We start from the raw sequence: 25,205 nt of genomic DNA, 5'->3' as shown, positions 1-25,205 counted from the left end.
ATTAATGATTATGTGAATGATGTCCTTCTTTTTCTCTTTCTCTTTTGTAGTTATCACCAGAAGATTTCAAAATGGTTTTAACCTCTGCCTGAGCAATTACAGGGAAACTTCTCGAATACAATAAGAACAATACGAAGAAGAAACCAATGGTACCGATGTAAATACCTGCATCTACAAATGTTGGTTGGAACATCGTCCAAGATGACGGTAAGTAATCTCTATGCAAAGAAGTAACTATAATTACAAAACGCTCGAACCACATCCCAATATTTACAAAAATAGAGATAATGAAGGAGAACATGATACTTGTTCTTAATTTTTTGAACCACATAAACTGCGGTGAAAACACGTTACAAGACATCATCAACCAATACGACCACCAGTAAGGCCCAGTTGCTCTGTTCAAGAACGCATATTGTTCGTATTCAACACCTGAATACCATGCTACGAATAACTCAGTAATATAAGCACATCCTACAATTGAACCTGTAATCATGATTACAATATTCATTAATTCGATATGTTGGATTGTGATATAATCTTCTAAGTTACATACTTTTCTCATGATGATAAGTAAGGTATTTACCATCGCGAATCCAGAGAAAACTGCTCCTGCAACGAAATATGGAGGGAAAATCGTGGTATGCCAACCCGGAATTACCGAAGTAGCAAAGTCCATAGATACAATCGTGTGTACAGAAAGTACAAGTGGTGTTGCTAAACCTGCCAATACCAAAGATACCTCTTCGAAACGTTGCCAATCTTTAGCTCTACCCGACCAACCGAAAGACAGAATCGAATAAATTCTTTTATTGAAAGGAGTAACCGCACGGTCACGAATCATAGCGAAATCTGGCAATAAACCTGTCCACCAGAACACTAACGATACGGATAAATACGTTGAAATCGCAAATACATCCCATAGTAATGGGGAGTTAAAGTTAACCCATAACGATCCAAACTGGTTTGGAATTGGTAAAACCCAGTATCCTAACCAAGGACGCCCCATGTGGATAATTGGAAACAAACCAGCCTGAACAACCGAAAAGATAGTCATTGCTTCGGCCGAACGGTTAATTGCCATTCTCCATTTTTGACGGAATAATAATAATACGGCAGAAATAAGGGTTCCAGCGTGACCGATACCTACCCACCATACGAAGTTGGTAATATCCCAAGCCCAACCTACTGTTTTGTTTAATCCCCAAGTTCCGATACCGGTAGAAATAGTGTAAACCATACATCCAACTCCCCAAAGGAAGGCTACTAATGCAATGGAAAATACAGTCCACCAAAGTTTGTTTGCTCTTCCTTCAATTGGACGAGCCACGTCTACTGTTACATCGTGATAAGATTTATCACCTATAACTAAAGGTTTTCTAATGGGTGCTTCGTAATGAGACGACATAATCCTTTATATTGTTTTTATTAATATTATATTACTCTTAGGTATTTCTAACTTTTACGTGGTAGAATACATTGGGTTTGGTTCCAACATGTTCTAATAAATGATACATTCTTTCGTCTTCTATTAATTTAGCGACCTGACTTTCTGTATCGTTCACATCGCCAAATGCCATCGCTCCACTAGTACAAGCTGCAGAACATGCAGTTTGGAACTCACCGTCTTTAACAGCTCTTCCTTCACGTTTCGCTTTTAACTTAGTAGCTTGTGTCATTTGGATACACATTGAACATTTCTCCATAACCCCTCTAGAACGTACGTTAACATCTGGGTTCAATACCATACGACCTAAATCATCATTCATATGATAATCGAATTCGCTGTTTTTGTTGTACAAGAACCAGTTGAAACGACGTACTTTATATGGACAGTTGTTTGCGCAGTAACGAGTACCAACACAACGGTTATAAGCCATATGGTTCTGTCCTTCTCTACCATGTGATGTTGCCGCAACCGGACAAACAGTTTCACAAGGTGCGTGATTACAATGCTGACACATTACCGGTTGGAAAGCTACCTGAGGGTTTTCAGATGGATCTTCCATAGCCGTTAAAGTTGAAATTGAGTCAGACAATCCAGAAGTACCTTCTTTAAGCTCAACATCACCAGCAAATGTATCTTCAGAAGAATAATATCTATCGATACGTAACCAGTGCATATCACGGCTTCTTCTTACTTCCGATTTACCTACAACTGGTACATTGTTTTCTGCATGACAAGCAATAACACAAGCCCCACATCCAGTACAAGCATTTAAGTCGATTGACAAATTGAAATGATGCCCAACTGAACGGTCAAAAGAATCCCAAAGGTCAACTTCTGTTGAAGGCGTTTCTTGATGGTCTAAAGATACCATCGGAATTGGATTCCAAACTTCAGCATCTTTAGTATTGAAAATTTCAAGGGTAGTATCCTTAACAATATCTCCTCTACCCATTAATGTTTTTTGTAACTGAACACAAGCAAACTCGTGATCACCAGCTTCTTTGGTTAATTTAGCACCCGACTGGTTAGCATTAAAGTTTGCATATACTTTGTAAGCATTAACACCAACTTGCATTTCGGTTTTCATAGCCTCTTTACGACCATATCCTAAAGCTAAACCAATTGTTCCAACGGCTTGACCTGGTTGAATAATAACTGGAACATTTTCCAATTTAACGCCACCTACTTCTAACGTTGCATAACTTCCGTTTAAACCACCGTTTGCAACATTATAATTGGTAAGTCCTAAACTTTCAGCATCTTTTTTAGATACTGTAGCATAGTTATCCCAAGAAGCTCTTGTAATTGGATCTGGTAATTCTTGCAACCATGGGTTATTAGCTTGTTGCCCATCACCCATACTTGTTTTAGTGTATAATACCAATTCTAAACCACCCGCATTTTTAGCTTGCGCTAACGTAGAAGCAGCAGAAGCAAAATCAGCAGAACCAGTTCCAGCTACACCAGCTTCGAAAGTATAAACACCATCATGAACTAATTTATTCCAAGAAGTTCCACCAGCAATTGAAGTTCCAACCGATTTTAAATAATCGTAATATGAAACTGTACTACCAGACCAAGATAATAATGCATCTTGGAATTGTTTTGTATCAAATAATGGACGAATGGTAGGCTGAGTAACAGCGTACTGTCCTTTTGCAATCATTACATCACCCCAAGACTCTAAATAATGAGGAGCTGCAGCAACTACCATAGTTTTTACAGCCGTTTCATCTTCTCTTTGAGTGAAAGAAACTGAAAGTTTTACTTTACCTAAACCTGCAGCAAAATCGGCAGCATTTGGTAATGTATATAATGGATTAACACCGTTCATAATAATAGTATGAACCGCTCCTGATTTCATGTCGGCAATCAATTGACTTACAGCCTTATTGTCTCCTTTACGAACCAAACGTGCTGCAGCAGGATTAAATGCTTCTGAGTTTAACGCTTTGTTAATTGCCAATACTAATAATTGTGCATTAACATCGTCTAATCCAGAAACCAATACTCCTTTAGAGCCAGCTGCTTTCAATTGTTGAACAGCTTTTACAACAGCATCTTCTTTAGCGACTTTACTTGCCGAAACTGAAGAACCTGTGATAGCATTGTATATTTTAACTAAAGCTTGTTTTTGCTCTGTAACTGTAAGAGGAATACGTTTATCTGCATTAGCTCCAGATAACGACATATTAGCTTCAATTTGAATATGCTTAGACATTTTTCCATTTTTAGGAACACGTCCTTGAGCATATCCAGCATCGTAACCTCCACCTTGCCAATCACCTAAGAAATCAGCACCAACAGAAACGATAACATCTGCCTTTGAAAAGTCATAATCCGCTAAAGCTCTCTCACCATACACCATTTGAAAAGCATCTAATGCTGTAGATGAAGAAACCGCATCATACACCACATGCTTAGCCGTAGGATTTTTAGCAATAAACTCAGCAATTAATTTATCCGTTGAAGGACTTGCCATCGTATTTGTTAACAATACGATTTGACCACCAGCCGCTTTTGCTTCAGCTAAACCTTTTGCAACTTTAGCATCTACTTCAGCCCAAGAAGCAGCTTTACCGCTAATTTTAGGCTGTTTCAAACGCATACTGTCATACAAAGACAATACTGAGGCATGAACCCTAGCGTTTGCACCAAATTTAGCGTTTGGTAAATTATTATTTTCAACCTTAATTGGTCTACCTTCACGCGTTTTAATTAAAATATTCGCGAAGTCAAAACCATCCATCATTGTTGTTGCATAATAATCTGCAACACCTGGTATGATTTCTTCTGGTTGAACTACATAAGGTATAGACTTAACAACCGGACCTTCACATGCTGCCAACGAAGCAGCCGCTGTAGAAAATCCAACGTATTTCAAAAAGTCACGACGAGTAGTTGATGACGCAGATAATGTAGCTGCATCTCCTAGAAATTCATCCGTTGGAATTTCTTCAACAAACTCATTGTTTCTTAGCGTCTCAACAATAGAGCTGTTTTCATTTAGCTCTTCAACACTTTTCCAGTATTTTTTGTTTGATGCCATTGTATATAGATATTAGCTTCTTATTAATTATTAATAGTGACACTTACCACATTCAAGACCTCCCATTTGAGCAGCAGTCAACTTATCAACTCCATATTTCTTAGAAAGCGCCTCGTGAATTTTTTTGTAGTACTCGTTGTCTTCAACCTTAACATTTGTTTCTCTGTGACAGTTAACACACCATCCCATGGTTAATGGTTGGTCTTGTTTCATAATCTCAAAAGTTTCCACTTTACCGTGACACTTTTGACATTCTACTCCTGCAACAGAAACGTGTTGTGAGTGATTGAAATACACAAAATCAGGAAGGTTATGTACACGAACCCATTTTACCGGTTTAGTGTTACCTGTGTATTTTTGAGCATTTTTATCCCAACCCACAGCTTCATATAATTTTTGAATTTCCCCAGTGTAAAACTCTTTAGTATGCTCTACGTATACAGAATCTTTATCTCCTTGGAACTCATTGATGTTTTTATGACAGTTCATACACACATTCAACGAAGGAATCCCTGAAGTTTTACTTACACGTGCAGAAGAGTGACAATATTTACAGTCGATACCGTTATCTCCAGCGTGAATTTTGTGTGAGAAATGAATTGGCTGAATTGGCTCATAGCCTTTATCAACACCTATTTGCATTAAATACCCGTACACAAAATACATTCCGATTAGAATCATAACTATTGTAGAAACCAATACTAAGAATTGATTTTTAGCAAAAGCTTTCCAAATTGGTAATGATTTTGGAGCCGCAGGCACTTCAACACCATTAGCCGAAGCAATTTTATTAAGCACATTCTTAACAAAGAACAACATCGCTACCAACATTGCCAAAACAAGCGCTAAAACCCCCAAGATTAGGTTATTTGAAACCCCACCTTCTTGAGAAGTAGCACCGTTTGCAGCTACAGCAGGTTTTTCTGCCACAGGAGCAGGCTCTGAAGTATACGCTAAGATGTTATCAATATCCTCATTTGACAATTGAGGAAAAGCGGTCATAGCCACTTTATTAAATTCTTCAAAAACTTTTACCGCTTTTGCGTCACCCGATTTAACCATTTCGCCACTGTTGTGAACCCATTTGTAAATCCATTCTTTGTCATACTTTTCAGCAACACCGCGTAATGCAGGACCGGTCATCTTAGCATCAAGCTTGTGACAAGCCGCACAATTTGCGTTAAAAATAGCTTTACCTTTTACAGGATCACCCGCGCCTGCCGCAGGAGCTGCAGCAGCCTCATCTTGGGCTAAAGAATTCAGAGAAAGCGACAAAATAAGCGCTAAACTGAATAATAATTTTTTAGAAATCGAGTTATGGTTTCCCACTTTTTTCATAGTTAAAATGATTATCGACTATATCTGGCATGATTTTTTATGTTACACATAGCACACACCTTATTCATAAACTGGGACAAAAATACGACTTATGAACTATTATCAAAACCTTAAATTTATCTTAAATTGTAATTTATATCAATTCTAAATAAATTAGCCGTTTTGCCAAACCGATTTAAGTTGTATTTTTGTTTCAAACATACTTCATTATGAGATTTTTAAGACCACAACCTCTATTTATTTTATTTTTAATGACTGCTTTTTTTTCGACAAAAAGCTTTGCACAAAATGGAAATATTAACATTATCCAAGATTCGCGATTTGCAAACTTATTAAATGAAAAAAGAAAAATAAATGCCTCCATAACCGTTAACGACCGCTATAAGGTACAAATTTACTACGGCACTAACGATGAGGCCAAAAAAAGCTTAATTGCCTTTAAAAAAGAGTTTAAAAACCTTGACGGGACCATAATCTACACCAATCCTTCCTATAAAGTTTGGGTCGGTAATTTTAAAACACGTATTGAAGCTGAAAAAAATTACAAAGAGATTTTAAAAAAATATCCAACCGCATTACTCTTACAGCCCAACAAATAAAAAATAAAAAAGGCCCGATTAAAAAATCGGGCCTTTTTATTGTATTAACTTATGTTTATTTAAGTTTCTTTTTAACTTCAACTTCTTGGAAAGCTTCAATTAAATCGTATTCTCTTAAATCGTTGTAGTTTTTAATCTGCATACCACAATCGTATCCTTTAGAAACTTCTTTAACATCGTCTTTAAAACGCTTCAAAGTAGCCAATTCACCTGTGTAAATTACAACTCCTTCACGAATTAAACGAATTCTAGAATTTCTGAAGATCTTACCATCGGTAACCATACATCCGGCAATTGTTCCCACTTTCGAAATTTTGAACAATTCACGCACTTCTGCAGTACCTGTAATTTCTTCTTTCAATTCTGGAGACAACATTCCTTCCATCGCATCTTTTAAATCATCGATTGCATCGTAGATAATAGAATAGTGACGGATATCGATTTCTTCCTTCTCTGCTAATTGTTTCGCATTTCCTTGAGGACGCACGTTAAATCCGATAATAATTGCATCAGAAGCAGAAGCTAACAATACATCAGATTCCGTAATCGCTCCAACACCTTTATGAATAATTCTGATTTGAATTTCTTCAGTCGATAATTTAGAGAATGAATCTGATAACGCTTCAACCGAACCGTCCACGTCTCCTTTTAAGATAATGTTCAATTCTTTAAACTGACCCAATGCAATACGACGACCAATTTCGGCAAGTGTAATATGTTTTTGCGTACGAACCGATTGCTCACGTAACAATTGCATACGTTTAGCCGCAATTTGTTTCGCTTCTCTTTCATCTTCAAATACATTGAACTTATCACCTGCTGTTGGCGCACCATCTAAACCTAAAATTGAAATTGGTGTAGACGGACCTGCTTCTTTTACAGAATTTCCTCGCTCATCGAACATTGCTTTTACCTTACCATGGTTTTTACCTGCCAATACATAATCTCCGATTCGAAGTGTACCAGCCTGAACCAAAATTGTAGTTACGTATCCACGCCCTTTATCTAATTGCGCTTCTACTACTGTTCCTACAGCAGGTTTTTTAGGATTCGCTTTTAAATCTAAGATTTCAGCCTCCAACAATACTTTTTCTAAAAGCTCTTTAACTCCCATACCCATTTTTGCAGAAATATCATGAGATTGGTATTTACCACCCCAATCTTCTACCAAAAGGTTCATAGCAGCTAATTTCTCTTTAATTTTTTCAGGGTTAGCCGTAGGCTTATCTACTTTATTGATAGCAAAAATCAACGGTACTCCAGCTGCTTGCGCATGACTGATAGCCTCTTTTGTTTGTGGCATGATATCGTCGTCTGCCGCAATTACAATAATTGCAATATCGGTAACTTGAGCACCACGCGCACGCATTGCGGTAAACGCTTCGTGACCCGGTGTATCTAAAAACGTAATTTCTTGTCCGTTTTCCAATTCTACCCCGTAAGCTCCAATATGTTGAGTAATACCCCCAGACTCACCAGCAATAACATTCGCTTTACGGATGTAATCCAATAAGGAAGTTTTACCGTGATCTACGTGACCCATTACCGTTACAATTGGCGCTCTGTGTACTAAATCTTCTGGACGATCTTCCACTACTTCGATAGCCTCTTCGATATCGGCAGTAGTAAATTCTACTTCATATCCAAATTCATCAGCAACAATAGAAAGTGTTTCCGCATCTAAACGTTGGTTCATGGTAACCATGATACCCAAAGACATACAGGTTCCAATGACTTTCGTAATTGGCACATCCATCATCGAAGCAATTTCTCCAACCGTTACGAATTCGGTAACTTTTAAAACTTTGCTTCCTTCTTCAATTGCCTGCATTTCATCCTCACTACGCTGACGGTGAGAATCACGTTTATCTCTACGGTATTTAGCCGCTTTTGATTTATTTCCTTTCCCTTGAAGTCTTTCAAGAGTTTCTTTAATTTGGTTTTTAACCTCTTCTTCTGTAGGCTCTACTTTAGCAACAATTGCTGCTTTTCCACCTTTTTTGAAGTCTTTGTTGAATTTACCTTTATTAGCACCACCTTGTTGGTTTGTACCACCTTGTCCAGGAGTTCCCGGAGTATTAGGCTTGGTAATTCTTTTTCTTTTGTTTTTATTCGGATCTGAGTTTTGATTAGCCGCGCCCGTATTAGGTTTATTGCCATCTTTTTTAAACTCTTCCTTCTTCTTTTTAGGTTTATTAAACTGAGAAAGATCGATAGTCTGTCCTGTAAAAGTAGCTCCGGATAATTTTTGATACTGCGTTTCGATTTTTTCATCAACAGCAGGCTCTTCGGTTTTTGCCACTTCTGGCGCAGACTCAGTTTTATCCGCTTTAATTTTTATTTTTTTCTCCTCTTTTGGCTCTTGAACTTCTACCTTAGGCTCTTCAGCTTTAGGCTCCTCCACAGGAATTACTTCAGGTTCTGAAACAGGTTTTTCCGCAACAACTTCTGGTTTTTTAGGCTCAAGTTCAATCTTTCCAACAGCTTTAGGTCCAGAAAGCGAAGCTTTAGCTTTAATTACTTCTTGACGCTGTTTTTCTTCTTCTTTGCGTTTTTCTTCAATTTCTTTTTCGCGTTCAATTCGAAGGGCTTCTTTTTCCTTTTTCTTTTCTTCGCTTACTTCAAGAGACGCTACTTTCTTTCCTTTATCGGCAGAGAACTGATTGCACAAGACGGTATATTCCTCATTGGAAATTTTAGCATTAGGACTCGATTCAATGGTATGACCCTTTTCTTTGAGATAGTCCACAGCTCTGTCCAGAGAAATATTTAATTCCCTTAAAACCTTGTTAATTCGTATTACTCTTTCTTCAGACATATAATCTTTTTATAATTATCGTAATTATGTATGTTGTGTTGTTATTGTTCTTTTGAATTAATCTTCAAATTCTTCTTTAAGGATGCGCATTACATCTAGAACGGTTTCTTCTTCTAAATCGGTTCTTCTTACCAAATCCGCAACATCTTGTTTCAATACGCTTCTTGCAGTATCTAAACCAATTTTAGCAAATTCTTCGATAACCCAAGCATCGATTTCGTCTGAGAATTCAGTTAATTCAACATCATCTTCTTCTTCAGCTAAATTACCTTCACGAATAACATCCAATTCGTAACCCGTTAACAAGCCTGCTAATTTAATATTATGACCTCCACGACCAATTGCTTTGGAAACTTCTTCCAATTTCAAGAAAACTTCAGCCGCTTTCTTTTCTTCATCAATTTTCACTGAAGAAACTTTTGCAGGACTTAAAGCTCTAGTAATATATAATTGCTCGTTAGTTGTATAGTTGATTACATCGATATTTTCGTTTCCAAGTTCACGTACAATTCCGTGAATACGAGAACCTTTCATTCCTACACAAGCACCAACAGGATCAATTCTATCATCGTATGAATCTACCGCTACTTTTGCTTTTTCACCTGGAATACGAACCACTTTTTTAATCATGATTAAACCGTCGAATACCTCAGGAATCTCTTGCTCAAATAATTTCTCAAGGAACAACTCTGAAGTTCTTGACATAATAATTTGCGGCTTATTTCCTTTTAACTCAACGCTTTCAATAATTCCACGAACATTATCACCTTTACGGAAAAAGTCTGATGGAATTTGTTTTTCTTTCGGAAGCACAATTTCGTTACCATCGTCGTCAACCAAAATTACAGCTTTTGGACGTACGTGGTGAACTTCAGCGGTATAAATTTCTCCAACCAAATCCTTAAATTGTTTGTAAAGATTGGTATTATCATGTTCATGGATTTTAGAAATCAAGTTTTGACGTAAAGCCAAAATTGCTCTTCTTCCCAATTGTATTAATTTAACTTCTTCTGAAACCTCTTCGCCAACTTCAAAATCCGGTTCAATTTTACGAGCTTCGGAAAGCGAAATTTCGGAGTTAGAATCTTCCACTTCACCATCAGCCACTACAACTCGGTTTCTCCAAATTTCCATATCTCCTTTGTCGGGATTAATAATGATATCGAAATTATCGTCAGAACCGTATTTCTTTTTCAATGCATTTCTGAACACATCTTCTAAAATCGCCATTAAGGTAACTCTATCGATTAGTTTATCGTCTTTAAATTCTGAAAACGACTCGATTAATGCAATATTTTCCATGCTAACTCTTTGATTTAAAATGTTATTATAACAACTGCTTCTTTAATATCTTCGTATTTTATCTCTGCTCGTTTTTGAACAGTTTCTTTTCCTTTTCCAATTTGTTTAGGCTCACGGGCTTTCCATTCTAAAACGATGAATGCATCATTAGCCTCGGTTAAGGTTGCCTCGATTTTTTCGGTAGCCGTAGTAACCTTCAAACTTCTACCTACATTTTTCTTGAATTGGCGTGGCATTTTCAACGGACTTGTAGCTCCTGCCGAAGCCACTTCCAACGAAAAGTCCTGTTCTTCACGATCTAAGCCGTTTTCAACCACCCTGCTTACATCAATACAATCTTGAAGATTAACCCCATTATCACCATCTAAAGTTACGATAATTTTATAAGCCTCAGAAATTGTAAAATCTATAAGAAAAAGCGATGGACGCTCTGCCAATGCTGTTTCAAGAATATTACCAACTTTTTCTTTAAACGTCATATTTGTATAAAAAGAGGCACGCTCTGCGTGCCTCGTCATTTAGTTCTGCTTGTAATAACGGTGCAAATATACAAATTTTTTTAAATTTTAAAAATCATTGTGAATTCTAAATTAATTTATATCTTTATAAAAAGATTTTTAACACTATTTTCTCACACTTAATAATTATGAAAAAAATTTTAGTACCTACCGATTTTTCAAAACATGCCGAATACGCACTTAAAGTAGCCGCTCAAATAGCCAAAAAAAATAATGGTGAAATTTTCATACTTCACATGTTAGAATTACCTCATGAAGCCAACGACCCATTCCACCAAGGTCACGACATTCCTGAAATCATGTATTTCAAGAAAAGAGCCGAAGAAAAACTAGATGATCTAACTGAGGCAAGCTATTTAGAAGGTATTGATATTTCTGAAATCATCAAAATAGAAGGTACTTTCGAAGGAATTATGGATATCAGTAAGAAAAATGATATCGACTTAATTGTTATGGGATCGCATGGTTCTAACGGCTTTAAAGAAATGATTATCGGTTCAAATACTGAAAAAGTAGTTCGTACTTCTGAAGTTCCCGTATTGGTAATTAAAAAAGAAATGGGCGAATTCGATATCAACAAATTTGTTTTTGCTTCTGATTTCTCTGATGAAGTTAAAGGAACATTCGCAAAAGCAGTTGAGTTTTCAAACAAATTTGGCGCTCACTTGCATTTAGTATCAATCAATACACCAAACAACTTCAAATCTACAGCGGTTGCTGAAAAAATAATCAGTGACTTTGTTTCAGGATTCAATATCAACAATTTCAGCACACACATCTACAATGATGTAAATATTGAAAAAGGAATTTTAAATTTCGCCAACAGTATTGATGCAGATATGATTGGTATGAGTACACATGGCCGTAAAGGTTTAGCGCATTTCTTCAATGGAAGTATCAGCGAAGACCTAGTAAACCATGCTGTTCGACCAGTAGTGACTTTCAAAATATAATCAAACCATTACAATAAAAAAAGCCCCGAAAATACTTCGGGGCTTTTTTGTTGGTCCACTAGGACTCGAACCTAGAATGACGGTACCAAAAACCGGAGTGTTACCATTACACCATGGACCAATACCTTATACAATCGCTTAGAAAATTCAATTTAATAAAAAACCTCCCGTTTCAGAGAGGTTTTTTGTTGGTCCACTAGGACTCGAACCTAGAATGACGGTACCAAAAACCGGAGTGTTACCATTACACCATGGACCAATAAAATCGCCCTAAGACTGATTGCGGGTGCAAATGTAGCACATATTTTATTCAAAGCAAATTTTTACCAAAAAAAATATTAAAAAAAAGTTTTGTGCGTTTCTATATACAAAAAAAGAGTTTCTTTGTATTGAAATTAATCCGCATAATAGACAAACGTTATACATGGTAACATTTAACTTCAAAAAGTGGAACACCATTTTAGGCTGGTTCGCATTTGCAATTGCACTAATAACTTACACATTAACCGTAGAGCCCACATTAAGTTTTTGGGATTGTGGTGAATACATTGCCACCTCAGCAAAATTAGAAGTAGGACACCCACCGGGTGCCCCATTATTCCAGATGATTGGAGCTTTCTTTGCCATGTTTGCTTTTAGCCCTGAAAAGGTTGCCGTCATGGTCAACATGATGTCGGTTTTTTCAAGTGCTTTTACCATTTTGTTTTTATTTTGGTCGAGCACAATTATTTTAAGAAAAATAGTAAGCTCGTTTACCGAATTCAACAACAACAATGCTATTGTTGTTTTAGGAAGTTCATTCGTAGGCGCCTTAGCTTTTACTTTTTCGGATAGCTTTTGGTTTAACGCCGTGGAAGCCGAAGTTTATGCCATGGCTACGTTATTTATTGCAATTATTTTCTGGCTTGCTTTACGCTGGGAAGAAGACATGCATAAACCTAAAGGAAACCGTTGGTTGCTTTTGATTTCGTTAATGATTGGTCTTTCGTTTGGCGTACACTTTATGGCGTTATTAACGATTCCATCAATCGGGTTACTTTATTATTTTAAAAATTACGAAAAAATCACCATAAAAAACTTCATAATTGCCAATCTTTCGGTGGTAGCAGTGTTGTTTTTCTTCTTTAAATTTCTTTTGCCTTATACCCTTGCATTCTTTGGTAAAACAGAAATTTTTATGGTTAACAGCCTAGGATTACCATTTGATTCGGGAACAATTTTTGCTTTTTTACTAATTGTTGCTTTTTTCTATTTCGGATTAAAATACACTCGCAAAAAAGAAAAACCATTTTTCAATACCTTATTACTTTGCATACTTTTTGTACTTATTGGGTTTTCTACATGGATGATGCTACCTATTCGTGCAAATGCAAATGTGGTTATTAACGAAAACAAACCCTCTGATGCTGCTGAAGTTTTAGCCTATTACAATCGTGAACAATACGGGGAACAAAAAACCTTTTACGGCCCATTATTCTCTGAAACCTATGCAGGCTTAGATGAATTAAACCCATATTTGGACGAAAAACCCAACTACGAAAGAGATTACAAGACGGGCACTTATGTAATTGTAAACAATTATGTTAAAGCCAAACAAAATACCAGCGATGCCCATAAAGGAATACTCCCTAGAATGTGGAGCCCAGATCATGCTGAAAACTACATGACATTTACCAAACCGTTAGACTTCAAAATTAACCAACAGGCTTTTGTGGACGAAGATGGAAATTTAATGGAGGACGAATTAGGTCAAATGACAGAAATCGTTTCTGAATTCAGAAAAGGATATGCTGCTGGCAAAATAGACATTGAAGATTACGACAAGTTCTTGAAAGGTTATGGCGATTACCTTATCATCGAAAAACCTTCGTTTGCCGACAATATGAAATTCATGTTTGAATACCAGTTTGGATATATGTATTGGAGGTATTTACTATGGAACTTTGTTGGAAGACAAAACGATGTTCAAGGTAAATACGATACTCAAAACGGAAACTGGCTTAGCGGCATCGATTTTATCGATCAACTTCATCTTGGAACACAGAAAAACCTTCCGGATGATGTAGCGCACAACAAAGCACGAAACACGTATTATTTTTTACCTTTCTTACTTGGTGTACTTGGATTAATTTTTCACGCTTCAAAAGACAAGAAAAGTTTTTACATTTTATTGGTTTTATTCCTATTCAATAGCTTTGCACTTAAGATCTTCCTTAATGAACGCCCTTTTGAACCTCGTGAGAGAGATTATGCCGTTGTAGGATCGTTTTACATATTTGCAATATGGGTTGGTTTTGGGGTTTATGCCCTATACGATGCTTTCAAGAAATATTTACAACCAAAAATAGCAGGACCTGTTATTATTGCCGTTTCGCTTCTAGCCGCTCCTTTTATTATGGCTAAAGAAAATTGGGATGATCACGATCGTTCTGGAAAATATACTGCTATAGCTATGGCTAAGGCTTATCTGGATTCTTGCGAACCCAACGCTATACTATTTACCATTGGTGATAATGACACTTTCCCACTTTGGTATGCCCAAGAAATTGAAGGTCACAGAACCGACGTTCGAATTGTCTGTACAAGCCTTTTTGCTACCGATTGGTATATCGACCAAATGAAAGCCAAGGCCTACAGTTCAGATCCGGTTCCTATTCGTTTTACACACGACCAATATGTTGGCGGTAAACGTGACTTCGTGATTCATAAACCGATTACAGAAAACGGCATGCTGCTTGACGATTTATTAGCTTTCATAGCTTCAGATGATGAAAGAACAACAGTAGAAATGAGAAATGGACACAGAGTTCACTATTACCCTACAGACAAAATTCGCATTCCTGTGGACAAAAATGAGGTTCTTAAAAACAAAGTCGTTTCACCATATCTGAATGATTCTATTGTAGAAAATATCGACATTAATTTAAAAGGCGAGCCAATCTACATCAATAGATTAATGATGTTGGATATCGTTGCAAACAATCATTGGAAAAGACCTATCTATTTCACTGGTGGAGCATTTGCAGACGAAGACTTTATCTGGATGAAAGATTATTTACAACTAGACGGTTTAGTATACAAATTAGTTCCAATTAGAACTCCTCTTGACAAACAAGCCAGTCCTTTAGACATGGGCAGTATTGACACTGAAAAAATGTACAAAACTGTTATGGCTTGGGATTGGGGTAATAGCGGAAGTCCGAGCATCTATCACGATACTGAAACAAGACGAAACTCAATTACATATCGCACCAATTTAGCCCGATTAATGGAAGCTTTAATCAACGAAGGCAAAAAGGATAAAGCCGAAAAAGTAATTAAACTAGCCATGGACAATATGCCAATTGACTATTTTGGTTACTACACCTTTGTTGAACCATTTGCAGGTGGCTATTATGAAATTGGCAAAAAAGAAGAAGCGAGAACAATTCTTAAAAAATTAATGGGTAAATACCAAAGTAACTTAACGTACTACAGTGGTATGAAGCCTACCGAACAAAACGAAGTATACTCAAGTATCATTACCGATATTGAACGCTACCGTAGTTTATTAGAAATCATGAAAGACAGAGGTGATTTAGATTTCTACAACGAAAACAAAGTCAAGTTCAACAGTTACAACAAATTGTTTGAACGCTTTGGCAGAAAAATGGAATAACACACCTTTTCAACACAATTTTCAAAGGCTTTTGAGGTTCATAACCTTGAAAGCCTTATTTTTATGCTATGAATTTATACTGGATAAAGACAAGTCGGATTATAAAAAAAATATTTTCCAATCAGGTTTGGGATATTCCTAATACTGAGAACAAGATATTTTTAACTTTTGATGACGGCCCAACTCCTGAAGTTACCGAATGGGTTTTATCTGTTTTGAAAGAATACGAAGCCAAAGCTACTTTTTTTTGCATTGGAGATAACATTAAGAAATATCCCGATGTATTTCAAAAAATAATCCAGGACGGCAATAAAGTAGCAAACCATACCTTTAATCATTTACAAGGATGGAAAACAAGCAATAAAGTCTATTTAGAAAACATAACGCAATGCACTGAAGAAATCAACAAAAACATACCCACACACTATACAGCTTTTACAAAGTTATTTCGACCACCCTACGGCAAAATAAAACCTTCGCAAGCCGCTAAGCTTAAAAAATTAGGTTATAAAATCATTATGTGGGATGTTTTAAGTGCCGATTTCGACACGGCTATTACAACCGAAAAATGCTTGGAAAATGTAATAAGAAATACAACAAACGGAAGTATTATCGTTTTTCACGATAGCAAAAAAGCTTTTGAAAACCTGAAATACAGTCTTCCAAAAGCTTTGAAATTTTTAAAAGAAAAAGGATATAAATTCGATATAATTACCTAGGCGTTTTCTTGAACCAAAGTAATTAATGTATTAGCATCTAACTCACCGGATTGTCTCCAAACCATTTGACCTGCCTTATAAATCATTAAAGTTGGCAAGCCTTTAATACGTAAAGCCTCAGCCAATTCTTGATTTTTATCCACGTCAATTTTAATCACTTTTGCCTTATCGCCAAGTGCTGCAGCAACATCTCTAATTACAGGATGCATCGACACAGAAGACTCGTTCCAATCGGTATAAAAATCGATTAAAACCGGAACGTGAGTATTAATAAGTTCTCCGAATTTTGACATAAGCGAGAAATTTAAAAAATTAAATAAAAACTTTTGTTCTTAAATAGCCTACAAATATAACATTTTTACTCATTTATGCTATTCTTTCGCCTTTTTTTAGTTGAATTACAGTAATCTCCGGCCAAATACCAACTCTACCTGGATAAGCATGAAATCCAAACCCGCGATTTACGTATATATAACGGCCTAGATTTTCATACAATCCAGCCCATTGCTTGTAAACATACTGTACAGGACTCCATCGTAAAATGCCCGGGATTTCGATACCAAACTGTAAACCATGTGTATGCCCTGACAAAGTAAGCTGGTAATTGTTCTCATGATTTTGTACTTCCACATTCCAATGTGATGGATCATGGCTCATCAAAATTTTAAAATCTTCCGGTTTTACTCCTTGCGATGCTTTCGTTAAATCTCCAGCTTTTTTAAACTTCACTCCCCAATTTTCAACACCAATCAAGGCGATTTCATCCTCCCCATTTCGAAGTTTAACATTTTCATTCAGCAATAACTTAAAATCAATTTGACGGTATAAGTCTTTTATTGCTTCAAAATTTTCTTCTTTTGCTCTGTTAGAAGGCCAATCTACATATTCACCATAATCATGATTTCCTAAAACCGAATATTTACCCAATTTTGGAGTTTCTATTTTTCGGAATGTTTCAACCCAAGGATGCATCTCTGTAGCATGAGTATTTACTATATCCCCTGTAAACAAAACCAAATCCGATTTTTGCTGATTTACCAAATCGATAGCATATTCAATCTTCTCAGGATTATCAAAACTACCGCTATGAACATCCGAAATTTGAGTAATTGTCATCCCATCAAATCCAGAAGGTAAATCTGGAAAAAATAAAGTTTGTTTAATAACCTTGAAATTATATTTTCCTTTAGTCATTCCATACAATAATGAAGTGAATGGAATAGCTGCTAAACCAATAGCAATTTGACTCACAAACTTACGTCTACCAGGAATAGCTTCAGAAATATTATCCGCTTGTGTAAAATAATTGATAATGGTTGCAAACATTCTAAAAATATCTTCCCCTAAAAGAACAATAGCAACCAATAATTTTGGAATAATGGTAATCAACAACAAACCCATTGTAAATAAGGTCTGCTTGTTTTGCCCTACAGTTCGGTCAAACTGACTGAAACCATATATAATATAAACGAACGCTAAAAAACTTGTAATTTGGTAAGCATATAAAATCCACTTCTCCTTAGTTATGGTTTTAAAAGCCTGAAAAGCATAAAGCTCTACCAATAATAATATTACACCTATAAAAACTAAACGCATTTGTCTTTTTGTTTTTGAAACACAAAGTAACGAAGAATGAAGTGCTTAGCGAATAGAATTTAGATTAATTTTAACGTAACACTTTATTTAAGACACAAGTTTTACAAAATTCTTATCACTTTCCTTATTTTTACATTCTAATACTTTTTACAAAATCATGTCTGAACAAAAACGCCTTTTTTTACTAGACGCTTACGCGCTTATTTTTCGTGGCTATTATGCATTTATAAAAAACCCCAGAATAAATTCTAAAGGAATGGATACTTCGGCCATTTTAGGATTTATGAACTCATTGATCGATGTCATCAAACGTGAAAAACCAGATCATTTAGCCGTTGCTTTTGACAAAGGTGGTAGTGCCGTTAGAAGTGAAATGTTCGAAGCATACAAAGCCAACAGAGATGAAACCCCTGAGGCTATTAAAATTGCAGTTCCTTATATTCAAGAATTTTTAAGAGCCATGCACATTCCAATTGTTGAAGAAGCGGGTTATGAAGCAGACGATTTAATTGGAACAATAGCCAAGCAAGCAGAAAAAGAAGGCTACAAAGTTTTCATGGTAACTCCCGATAAAGATTTCGGACAATTGGTTTCGGAAAACATATTTATGTATCGTCCCGCTCGCTTAGGCAACGATATTGAAATTTGGGGCGTAGAAGAAGTAAAAGCAAAATTCGAAATTGAAGACCCGCTTCAAGTTATTGACTTTTTAGGCATGATGGGCGATGCGGTTGACAACATTCCAGGATTACCGGGTGTGGGAGAAAAAACAGCTAAGAAGTTGTTAGCAGAATTCGGTTCAATGGAGAACCTATTAGCCAACACCGACAAACTAAAAGGGGCTTTAAAAGAAAAAATAGAAGCCAATAAAGAACAAGGAATTCTTTCTAAAAAACTTGCTACTATATTATTGGATTGCCCTGTAACATTTAACGAAAACGATTACGAATTATCGAAACCAGACGTTGAAAAAACCGACGCTCTGTTCATGGAATTAGAGTTTCGTCAGTTAAAAACGCAATTCGACAAACTTTTTGGTAGCGGAAAGGAATACGATGAAATTGACAGCTCCTCAAATGGTGACACTCCAAAACCAGCTAAAAAATCAACTAAAAATGACGATCAGTTTTCATTATTTGAAACTGGAGATGCCGAAGCAGAAGTTGGACATCAAGGATATTACAATACACTAGAAAATACAACACATCATTATGAAATCAGCCAAGGAAACTTAGGCGTAAAATTGCTCATTCAAACGTTACTTCAACAAAAAGAAGTGTGTTTCGACACCGAAACCACTGGCATCGATGCTAATCATGCCGAATTGGTCGGAATGTCTTTCTCTTTTGAAAAAGGAAAAGCATTCTACGTTCCAGTTTCAGAAAACAGAGACGAAGCTCAAGAATTGGTAGATAAATTCAAGCCGTTTTTCGAAAACGAAGAGATAACTAAAATCGGCCAGAACATCAAATACGATTTAAAAATATTAGCCAATTACGGTGTTACGGTAAAAGGAAAGCTGTTCGATACCATGATTGCGCATTACTTGATCAATCCGGATATGCGTCACAATATGGATGTTTTAGCCGAAACGTATCTAAAATATTCACCAAAATCTATCGAAACACTTATCGGTAAAAAAGGAAAAAACCAAAAATCGATGCGTGATGTGGCTTTGGAAGATATCAAAGAATACGCTGCCGAAGACGCCGACATTACCCTACAATTAAAAGAAGTATTCGATCCAAAATTGGATAGTGCCGGCACTAAAAAATTATTCGAAGAAATTGAAATCCCTTTAATTACAGTACTAGCCGACATGGAACGCGAAGGGATTCGTTTAGATGTGGATTATTTAAAAGCTATGTCTAAAGATATGGACGTTGAAATAAAAGCCTTGGAGCAAAAGATTTACGAAACCGCCGGTGAAAAGTTCAACTTGGCATCCCCGAAACAGTTGGGTGATATTTTGTTTGAAAAAATGAAAATTGGTGGTGCCAAACAAAAGAAAACCAAAACCGGACAATACGCAACTGGGGAAGAAGTATTAAGCTACCTTGCCAACGAACACGAAATCGTACAACAGATTTTAGAATGGCGCCAAATGGTAAAACTGCAAAGCACATATATTGTTTCTTTACCCGAACAAGTTGACAAAGGCAGCAATCGCGTACATACCGACTATATGCAAACTGTTGCTGCTACTGGTCGTTTGAGTTCGAATAACCCAAATTTACAAAACATCCCAATTCGTACCGAACGAGGCCGATTGATTCGAAAAGCATTCATTGCAAGAGATGAAAACTACACGTTGCTTTCTGCCGATTACTCGCAAATTGAATTGCGAGTAATTGCCGCGATGAGCGGTGAGGAAAACATGATTAAAGCCTTTCAAGAAGGAGAAGACATTCACCGTTCTACCGCAGCTAAAGTTTTCAATGTCGCTTTAGAAGCCGTAACCAAAGAACAACGAAGCAATGCTAAAACGGTAAACTTCGGTATTATTTATGGTGTTTCTGCTTTCGGATTGAGCAATCAGACAAACTTATCACGTAGTGAAAGTGCAGCATTGATTGATGCGTATTACAATACCTATCCGCGTTTGCGAGCTTACATTCAAGAACAAATTTCATTTGCTAGAGATCACGGTTATGTACAAACTGTTTCTGGACGACGTCGTTATTTAAAAGACATCAACTCAGCCAATGCCGTGGTTCGTGGTGCTGCAGAGCGAAATGCAGTTAATGCTCCAATTCAAGGAAGTGCGGCCGACATCATTAAAATAGCGATGATAAACATCCACAAAAAACTGACTTCTGAAAATTGGAAATCAAAAATGCTATTGCAAGTACACGATGAATTGGTTTTTGACGTTCATAACAGTGAATTAGAAAAAATAAAACCGATGATTAAACATGAAATGGAAAATGCTTTTAAACTATCTGTTCCGTTAGAAGTAGACTTAGGAACTGGAAAAGACTGGCTGGAAGCGCATTAATTACTTGTTTACATCGAGATACATCTATCATTAATAAATAACAAAGAGCATGAAAAAGATATTCATCTACTTTCTTTTAACTGTTTCATTTACAATAAGCGCTCAAGAAAACACTCGCTTTCGTAAAATTGACAGTTTACTTACCTATCTGAATCAAAACAATAAGTTCATGGGGCAGTTAAGCATCCGCGAAGGCGATAATGTCGTTTTTTCTAAAGCTTACGGTTTACCAGAAAGTCAAACCAAACCTGATGGATACACCAAATACAAAATAGGCTCTATTACCAAAACCTTCACTGCGGTGATGATTATGCAATTGGTTGAAGAAAAAAGATTAAAGTTAGAAGATAAGCTGAAAAAATTCTACCCTCAAATCCCTAATGCCGACAAAATCACAATTAATGACCTATTACGTCACCGTTCAGGAATTTTAGATTATGTAAATGCTGATTCTAGTGTTAATGTAATGGCAAAGGTTAGTAAAAAAGACATGATTGCTCGAATAGCTTCGTATCAACCTGTATTTGAGCCTAATTCCAAAGCCGAATACAGCAATTCTAATTATTATGTTTTAGGATGTATTATCGAAGATCTTACCAAAACAAATTATGCTACCAACTTAAAAACCCGAATTATCAATAAGCTAAAGTTAAAAAACACTTATATGGTTGATAAGGTTGATATCAATCGTAACGAAGCCTATTCTTATACTTATGATGGTTTGAAATGGAATTTATTTCCGGAATGGGACATGTCTTTACCTTTTGCTGCAGGAGGCATCACTTCAAACGCAAACGATCTGACTGCTTTGTTGCGCGGTCTTTTTAATGAAAAACTAGTAAAGCAAACCTCGTTAGACGAAATGACGCAAATCAACCAAAGCTACGGAATTGGTTTGGTAACTTTTCCTTTTGGTGAGCGCAAGTTCTTTGGCCACACGGGCGGCATTGAAGGATACCGATCGGTAGTAGGCTACTATCCAACGGAAAAACTTGGTGTTTCATTAATTGTTAACGGAGACAATTTCAACCGTAACGATATTATAATTGGAATATTAAGCATCTATTACAAAATGCCGTTTCCGTTTCCGAATCTAACATCAATTAAAGTAGACGAAGCTATTCTAAAAAATTACGAAGGTACCTATGCCTCAAAAGATTTACCACTTAAAATCATCATTAAAACCGAAAAGGGCGAATTAATTGCACAAGCAACTGGGCAAAGCGCATTTCCGCTAAACGCCATTAGCACAACAGAATTCACCTTTGATTCTGCCGGCATTAACATGACTTTCGAAAACAATAAAATGGTTTTGAAACAAGGAGGCATGGAATTCAAATTCACAAAAGAATAATCTTTTTTCGCAGGCAATCAGACATTTGACTGACAATCAAGCAACAAAATATTACACAAGTAGTTTGCATTATTAATAAATAGTTGTACTTTTGCACTCCCTTAATTGGGAATGGAATGTTTAATTAAAATAAAAAAAACGTGGACAATTTAAGCTACAAGACAGTATCGGCGAACAAAGCGACTGCTCAAAAAGAGTGGATCGTGGTAGACGCTGAAGGTCATAACTTAGGTCGTTTTGCTTCAAAAGTAGCAATGCTTTTAAGAGGTAAATACAAGCCAAGTTATACACCGCATGTGGACTGTGGAGATAACGTTATCGTTATTAACGCAGAGAAAATTAACCTAACAGGTAACAAATTGGAGGATAAAACATACATCCGCCACACAGGTTACCCAGGTGGACAAAGAAGTTTAACTGCTAAAGTAATGCAACAAAAAAATCCTGCATTATTAGTAGAAAAAGCTGTAAAAGGAATGCTTCCTAAAAACAAATTAGGAGCTGAGTTATTCCGTAATTTGAATGTAAATGTTGGTTCTGAGCACAAACACGCTGCACAACAACCAAAAACTGTAAACTTAAACGATCTTAAGTAATGGGAGTTATTCACAAAATCGGTAGAAGAAAATGTGCAGTAGCACGTGTTTATGTTTCAAAAGGAACAGGAAACATTACCGTAAACAAAAAAGATTTCGCAACGTACTTCCCTACAGCAACTTTACAATATAAAGTTATGCAACCTCTTGCAATGACAGAGAACGCAGGAAACTTTGACGTAAAAGTTAACGTATACGGTGGTGGTACTACAGGACAAGCTGAGGCTGTTCGTATGGCTATCGCAAGAGCAATGTGTGAAGTAGAAGTTGAAAACAGAGCAATCTTAAAACCAGAAGGATTATTAACACGTGACCCTCGTATGGTTGAGCGTAAGAAATTCGGTCAGAAGAAAGCTCGTAAGAGATTCCAATTCTCTAAACGTTAATATTTATTATTATTTAAAAACACTAAGTTTTTGTTGCTCTCCCATTGAGGTGGGAATTAGTTTAGCATCTAAATGGTTCAGACCGAGACAATCGCTACTCAACCATTGCTAATTCAACAGAACGTAAACTATTACAAAATGGCAAACAAAGTAGAAGTTAAAGAATTACTAGAAGCAGGTGTTCACTTCGGACACATGACTAGAAAATGGGATCCAAACATGGCTCCTTACATCTATATGGAGCGTAATGGTATTCACATTATCAATCTATATAAAACTGCAGCTAAAATTGAAGAAGCTAATGAAGCTTTGAAAAAAATCGCTGCATCTGGTAGAAAAGTACTTTTCGTAGCTACCAAAAAACAAGCTAAAGATATCGTTGCAGAAAAAGCTGCAGCAGCAAACATGCCTTACATCACTGAAAGATGGCCAGGTGGTATGTTGACTAACTTCGTTACTATCCGTAAAGCTGTTAAAAAAATGGCTGCTATCGATAAAATGAAGAAAGACGGTACTTTCGATACTTTATCTAAAAAAGAAAAATTACAAATTGATCGTCTACGTGCTAAGTTAGAAAAAAACTTAGGTTCAATTGCTGACATGACTCGCCTTCCGGCTGCGTTATTCGTTGTAGATATCAAAGCAGAACACATCGCTGTTAAAGAAGCTCAAAAGTTAAACATTCCAGTTTTCGCTATGGTAGATACCAACTCTGATCCACGTCAAGTTGATTTCGTTATCCCAGCAAACGACGATGCTTCTAAATCGATCGACAAAGTTTTATCTTTAGTTTCTGGTGCAATCGTTGAAGGTCTTTCTGACAGAAAGTCTGACAAAGACGAGCAACCAGCTGGAGAAGTAGCTGAAGCAAAAGCTGAAGCAACAACTTCAACTGAAGAATAAAAATAACCTTATCATAAAGTCGTTGTGCTGATGGATGTCTACTTTTGTACCATTCTCACTATAACGACTTTATATTTTTAAACTTTAAAATTTAATACAAAATGGCAACAATAACTGCTGCAGACGTAAATAAATTAAGAACCATCACCGGAGCTGGTATGATGGATTGTAAAAAAGCATTAGTGGAAGCTGATGGAGATTTCGATTTAGCTATCGAAAACTTACGTAAAAAAGGTCAGAAAGTAGCCGCTAACCGTTCAGACAGAGAGTCTACGGAAGGTGCTGCAATCGCTGTTGTAAATGCTGATAAAACTGCTGGTGTAGTAATCACGTTAAACTGTGAAACTGACTTCGTAGGTAAAAATGAAGGTTTCGTGAAATTAGCTACAGATTTAGCTAACCAAGCGTTAAACTATACAGATAAAGATTCTTTCTTAGCTTCAGATTTCGGTGGAATCACAGTTAACGAAAAATTAATCGAGCAAACTGGAGTTATCGGAGAAAAAATTGAAGTAGGTTCTTTCGAACGTTTAGAAGGTTCTTTCGTAGGGTCTTATGTTCACTCTGGTAAAATTGCTACATTAGTATCATTATCTGCTAACGTAAACGGAGCTGACGAAGCTGCTAAAAACGTTGCAATGCAAGCTGCTGCAATGAATCCAATTGCTTTAAACGAGGCTGGTGTAGATGCATCAATCATCGAAAAAGAAATCGAAATTGCTAAAGAACAATTGCGTGCAGAAGGAAAACCAGAAGCTATGTTAGATAACATCGCTAAAGGTAAAATCCAACGTTTCTACAAAGACAACACTTTGGTAAACCAAGACTTCATTAAAGATGGTTCTATGAGCGTTGCTTCTTATGTAAAATCGGTTGATGGTGGTTTAACAGTTACAGGTTTCAAACGTGTAGCTTTAGGATAATCAATCCTCAACTTACTATACAAAACCCCAGTCGTAGGATTGGGG

At 36.5% G+C, this 25,205-nt stretch carries 18 protein-coding genes and 2 tRNA genes; 10 read left to right on the top strand and 10 right to left on the bottom strand.

What is annotated here, in order from left to right; all coding sequences use genetic code 11:
- Position 1: 1 nt before the first annotated feature.
- From nrfD to ACZ1JT_RS07440, 3 genes are read right to left on the bottom strand one after another with little or no spacing between them, the layout of a single operon-like run.
- Positions 2-1,408 (bottom strand): NrfD/PsrC family molybdoenzyme membrane anchor subunit, encoded by a 1,407-nt coding sequence (gene nrfD / locus ACZ1JT_RS07450; protein WP_465093210.1) that lies wholly within the window; start codon positions 1,406-1,408, stop codon positions 2-4.
- Positions 1,409-1,445: 37 nt separating this feature from the next.
- Positions 1,446-4,499, bottom strand: a complete 3,054-nt coding sequence (locus ACZ1JT_RS07445; RefSeq protein ID WP_465093209.1) for a TAT-variant-translocated molybdopterin oxidoreductase — start codon at positions 4,497-4,499, stop codon at positions 1,446-1,448.
- A gap of 30 nt (positions 4,500-4,529) precedes the next feature.
- Entirely contained in the window at positions 4,530-5,837 is a 1,308-nt protein-coding gene (locus tag ACZ1JT_RS07440; protein ID WP_465093208.1) for a cytochrome c3 family protein, read from the bottom strand.
- A gap of 209 nt (positions 5,838-6,046) precedes the next feature.
- On the opposite strand from ACZ1JT_RS07440, the gene ACZ1JT_RS07435 reads away from it, so the two are divergent.
- Positions 6,047-6,436 (top strand): SPOR domain-containing protein, encoded by a 390-nt coding sequence (locus tag ACZ1JT_RS07435; protein ID WP_465093207.1) that lies wholly within the window; start codon positions 6,047-6,049, stop codon positions 6,434-6,436.
- A gap of 55 nt (positions 6,437-6,491) precedes the next feature.
- Here ACZ1JT_RS07435 and infB read toward each other — a convergent pair whose 3' ends face one another.
- From infB to rimP, 3 genes are read right to left on the bottom strand one after another with little or no spacing between them, the layout of a single operon-like run.
- Positions 6,492-9,254, bottom strand: a complete 2,763-nt coding sequence (gene infB, locus ACZ1JT_RS07430; protein WP_465093206.1) for a translation initiation factor IF-2 — start codon at positions 9,252-9,254, stop codon at positions 6,492-6,494.
- 57 nt (positions 9,255-9,311) lie between these two features.
- Positions 9,312-10,556 (bottom strand): transcription termination factor NusA, encoded by a 1,245-nt coding sequence (nusA, locus tag ACZ1JT_RS07425; protein WP_465093205.1) that lies wholly within the window; start codon positions 10,554-10,556, stop codon positions 9,312-9,314.
- A 14-nt stretch (positions 10,557-10,570) separates the two neighbouring features.
- The gene (rimP, locus tag ACZ1JT_RS07420; protein ID WP_465093204.1) at positions 10,571-11,035 is read right to left on the bottom strand and encodes a ribosome assembly cofactor RimP; all 465 of its coding nucleotides are present in this window, start codon (positions 11,033-11,035) and stop codon (positions 10,571-10,573) included.
- A 167-nt stretch (positions 11,036-11,202) separates the two neighbouring features.
- Here rimP and ACZ1JT_RS07415 point away from each other — a divergent pair, with 167 nt between their 5' ends.
- Complete coding sequence (locus ACZ1JT_RS07415; protein ID WP_465093203.1) at positions 11,203-12,027, top strand: universal stress protein; 825 nt, start codon at positions 11,203-11,205, stop codon at positions 12,025-12,027.
- A 50-nt stretch (positions 12,028-12,077) separates the two neighbouring features.
- Here the strand turns inward: ACZ1JT_RS07415 and ACZ1JT_RS07410 are convergent.
- Together ACZ1JT_RS07410 and ACZ1JT_RS07405 are read right to left on the bottom strand one after the other, a co-directional pair.
- Positions 12,078-12,148: transfer RNA gene (locus ACZ1JT_RS07410), tRNA-Gln, on the bottom strand.
- A 67-nt stretch (positions 12,149-12,215) separates the two neighbouring features.
- Positions 12,216-12,286, bottom strand: a tRNA-Gln gene (locus tag ACZ1JT_RS07405).
- Positions 12,287-12,451: 165 nt separating this feature from the next.
- Between ACZ1JT_RS07405 and ACZ1JT_RS07400 the strand changes: the two genes are divergently transcribed.
- Entirely contained in the window at positions 12,452-15,685 is a 3,234-nt protein-coding gene (locus ACZ1JT_RS07400) for a glycosyltransferase family 117 protein (protein ID WP_465093202.1), read from the top strand.
- Positions 15,686-15,753: 68 nt separating this feature from the next.
- Positions 15,754-16,404, top strand: coding sequence for a polysaccharide deacetylase family protein (locus ACZ1JT_RS07395; RefSeq protein WP_465093201.1), 651 nt, complete (start codon positions 15,754-15,756; stop codon positions 16,402-16,404).
- On the opposite strand, the gene ACZ1JT_RS07390 is transcribed toward ACZ1JT_RS07395, so the two are convergent.
- Positions 16,401-16,697 carry a thioredoxin family protein gene (locus tag ACZ1JT_RS07390; RefSeq protein ID WP_465093200.1) on the bottom strand — a complete coding sequence of 99 codons (297 nt, stop codon included), beginning with the start codon at positions 16,695-16,697 and terminating at the stop codon, positions 16,401-16,403. The genes ACZ1JT_RS07395 and ACZ1JT_RS07390 overlap by 4 nt on opposite strands.
- A 73-nt stretch (positions 16,698-16,770) precedes the next feature.
- Complete coding sequence (locus ACZ1JT_RS07385) at positions 16,771-18,000, bottom strand: metallophosphoesterase (protein WP_465093199.1); 1,230 nt, start codon at positions 17,998-18,000, stop codon at positions 16,771-16,773.
- 157 nt (positions 18,001-18,157) lie between these two features.
- Between ACZ1JT_RS07385 and polA the strand changes: the two genes are divergently transcribed.
- The 6 genes from polA (at position 18,158) to tsf (ending at position 25,160) form a co-directional block, all read left to right on the top strand.
- Positions 18,158-20,998, top strand: a complete 2,841-nt coding sequence (gene polA / locus ACZ1JT_RS07380; RefSeq protein ID WP_465093198.1) for a DNA polymerase I — start codon at positions 18,158-18,160, stop codon at positions 20,996-20,998.
- 49 nt (positions 20,999-21,047) lie between these two features.
- Positions 21,048-22,352: a serine hydrolase domain-containing protein gene (locus tag ACZ1JT_RS07375; RefSeq protein ID WP_465093197.1), complete on the top strand. Its 1,305-nt coding sequence runs from the start codon at positions 21,048-21,050 to the stop codon at positions 22,350-22,352.
- Between the two features lie 140 nt (positions 22,353-22,492).
- The gene (gene rplM, locus ACZ1JT_RS07370) at positions 22,493-22,948 is read left to right on the top strand and encodes a 50S ribosomal protein L13 (protein WP_465093196.1); all 456 of its coding nucleotides are present in this window, start codon (positions 22,493-22,495) and stop codon (positions 22,946-22,948) included.
- Positions 22,948-23,334 carry a 30S ribosomal protein S9 gene (gene rpsI, locus ACZ1JT_RS07365; protein WP_465093195.1) on the top strand — a complete coding sequence of 129 codons (387 nt, stop codon included), beginning with the start codon at positions 22,948-22,950 and terminating at the stop codon, positions 23,332-23,334. The genes rplM and rpsI overlap by 1 nt, the downstream gene beginning before the upstream one ends.
- Before the next feature lie 138 nt (positions 23,335-23,472).
- The gene (gene rpsB / locus ACZ1JT_RS07360; RefSeq protein ID WP_465093194.1) at positions 23,473-24,237 is read left to right on the top strand and encodes a 30S ribosomal protein S2; all 765 of its coding nucleotides are present in this window, start codon (positions 23,473-23,475) and stop codon (positions 24,235-24,237) included.
- A 101-nt stretch (positions 24,238-24,338) separates the two neighbouring features.
- Positions 24,339-25,160 (top strand): translation elongation factor Ts, encoded by an 822-nt coding sequence (gene tsf, locus ACZ1JT_RS07355; protein WP_465093193.1) that lies wholly within the window; start codon positions 24,339-24,341, stop codon positions 25,158-25,160.
- Positions 25,161-25,205 lie beyond the last annotated feature (45 nt).

The sequence above is a fragment of the Flavobacterium sp. IC2-16 genome, from assembly GCF_055521455.1.
This window is presented reverse-complemented; position numbering and strand designations above follow the sequence as displayed.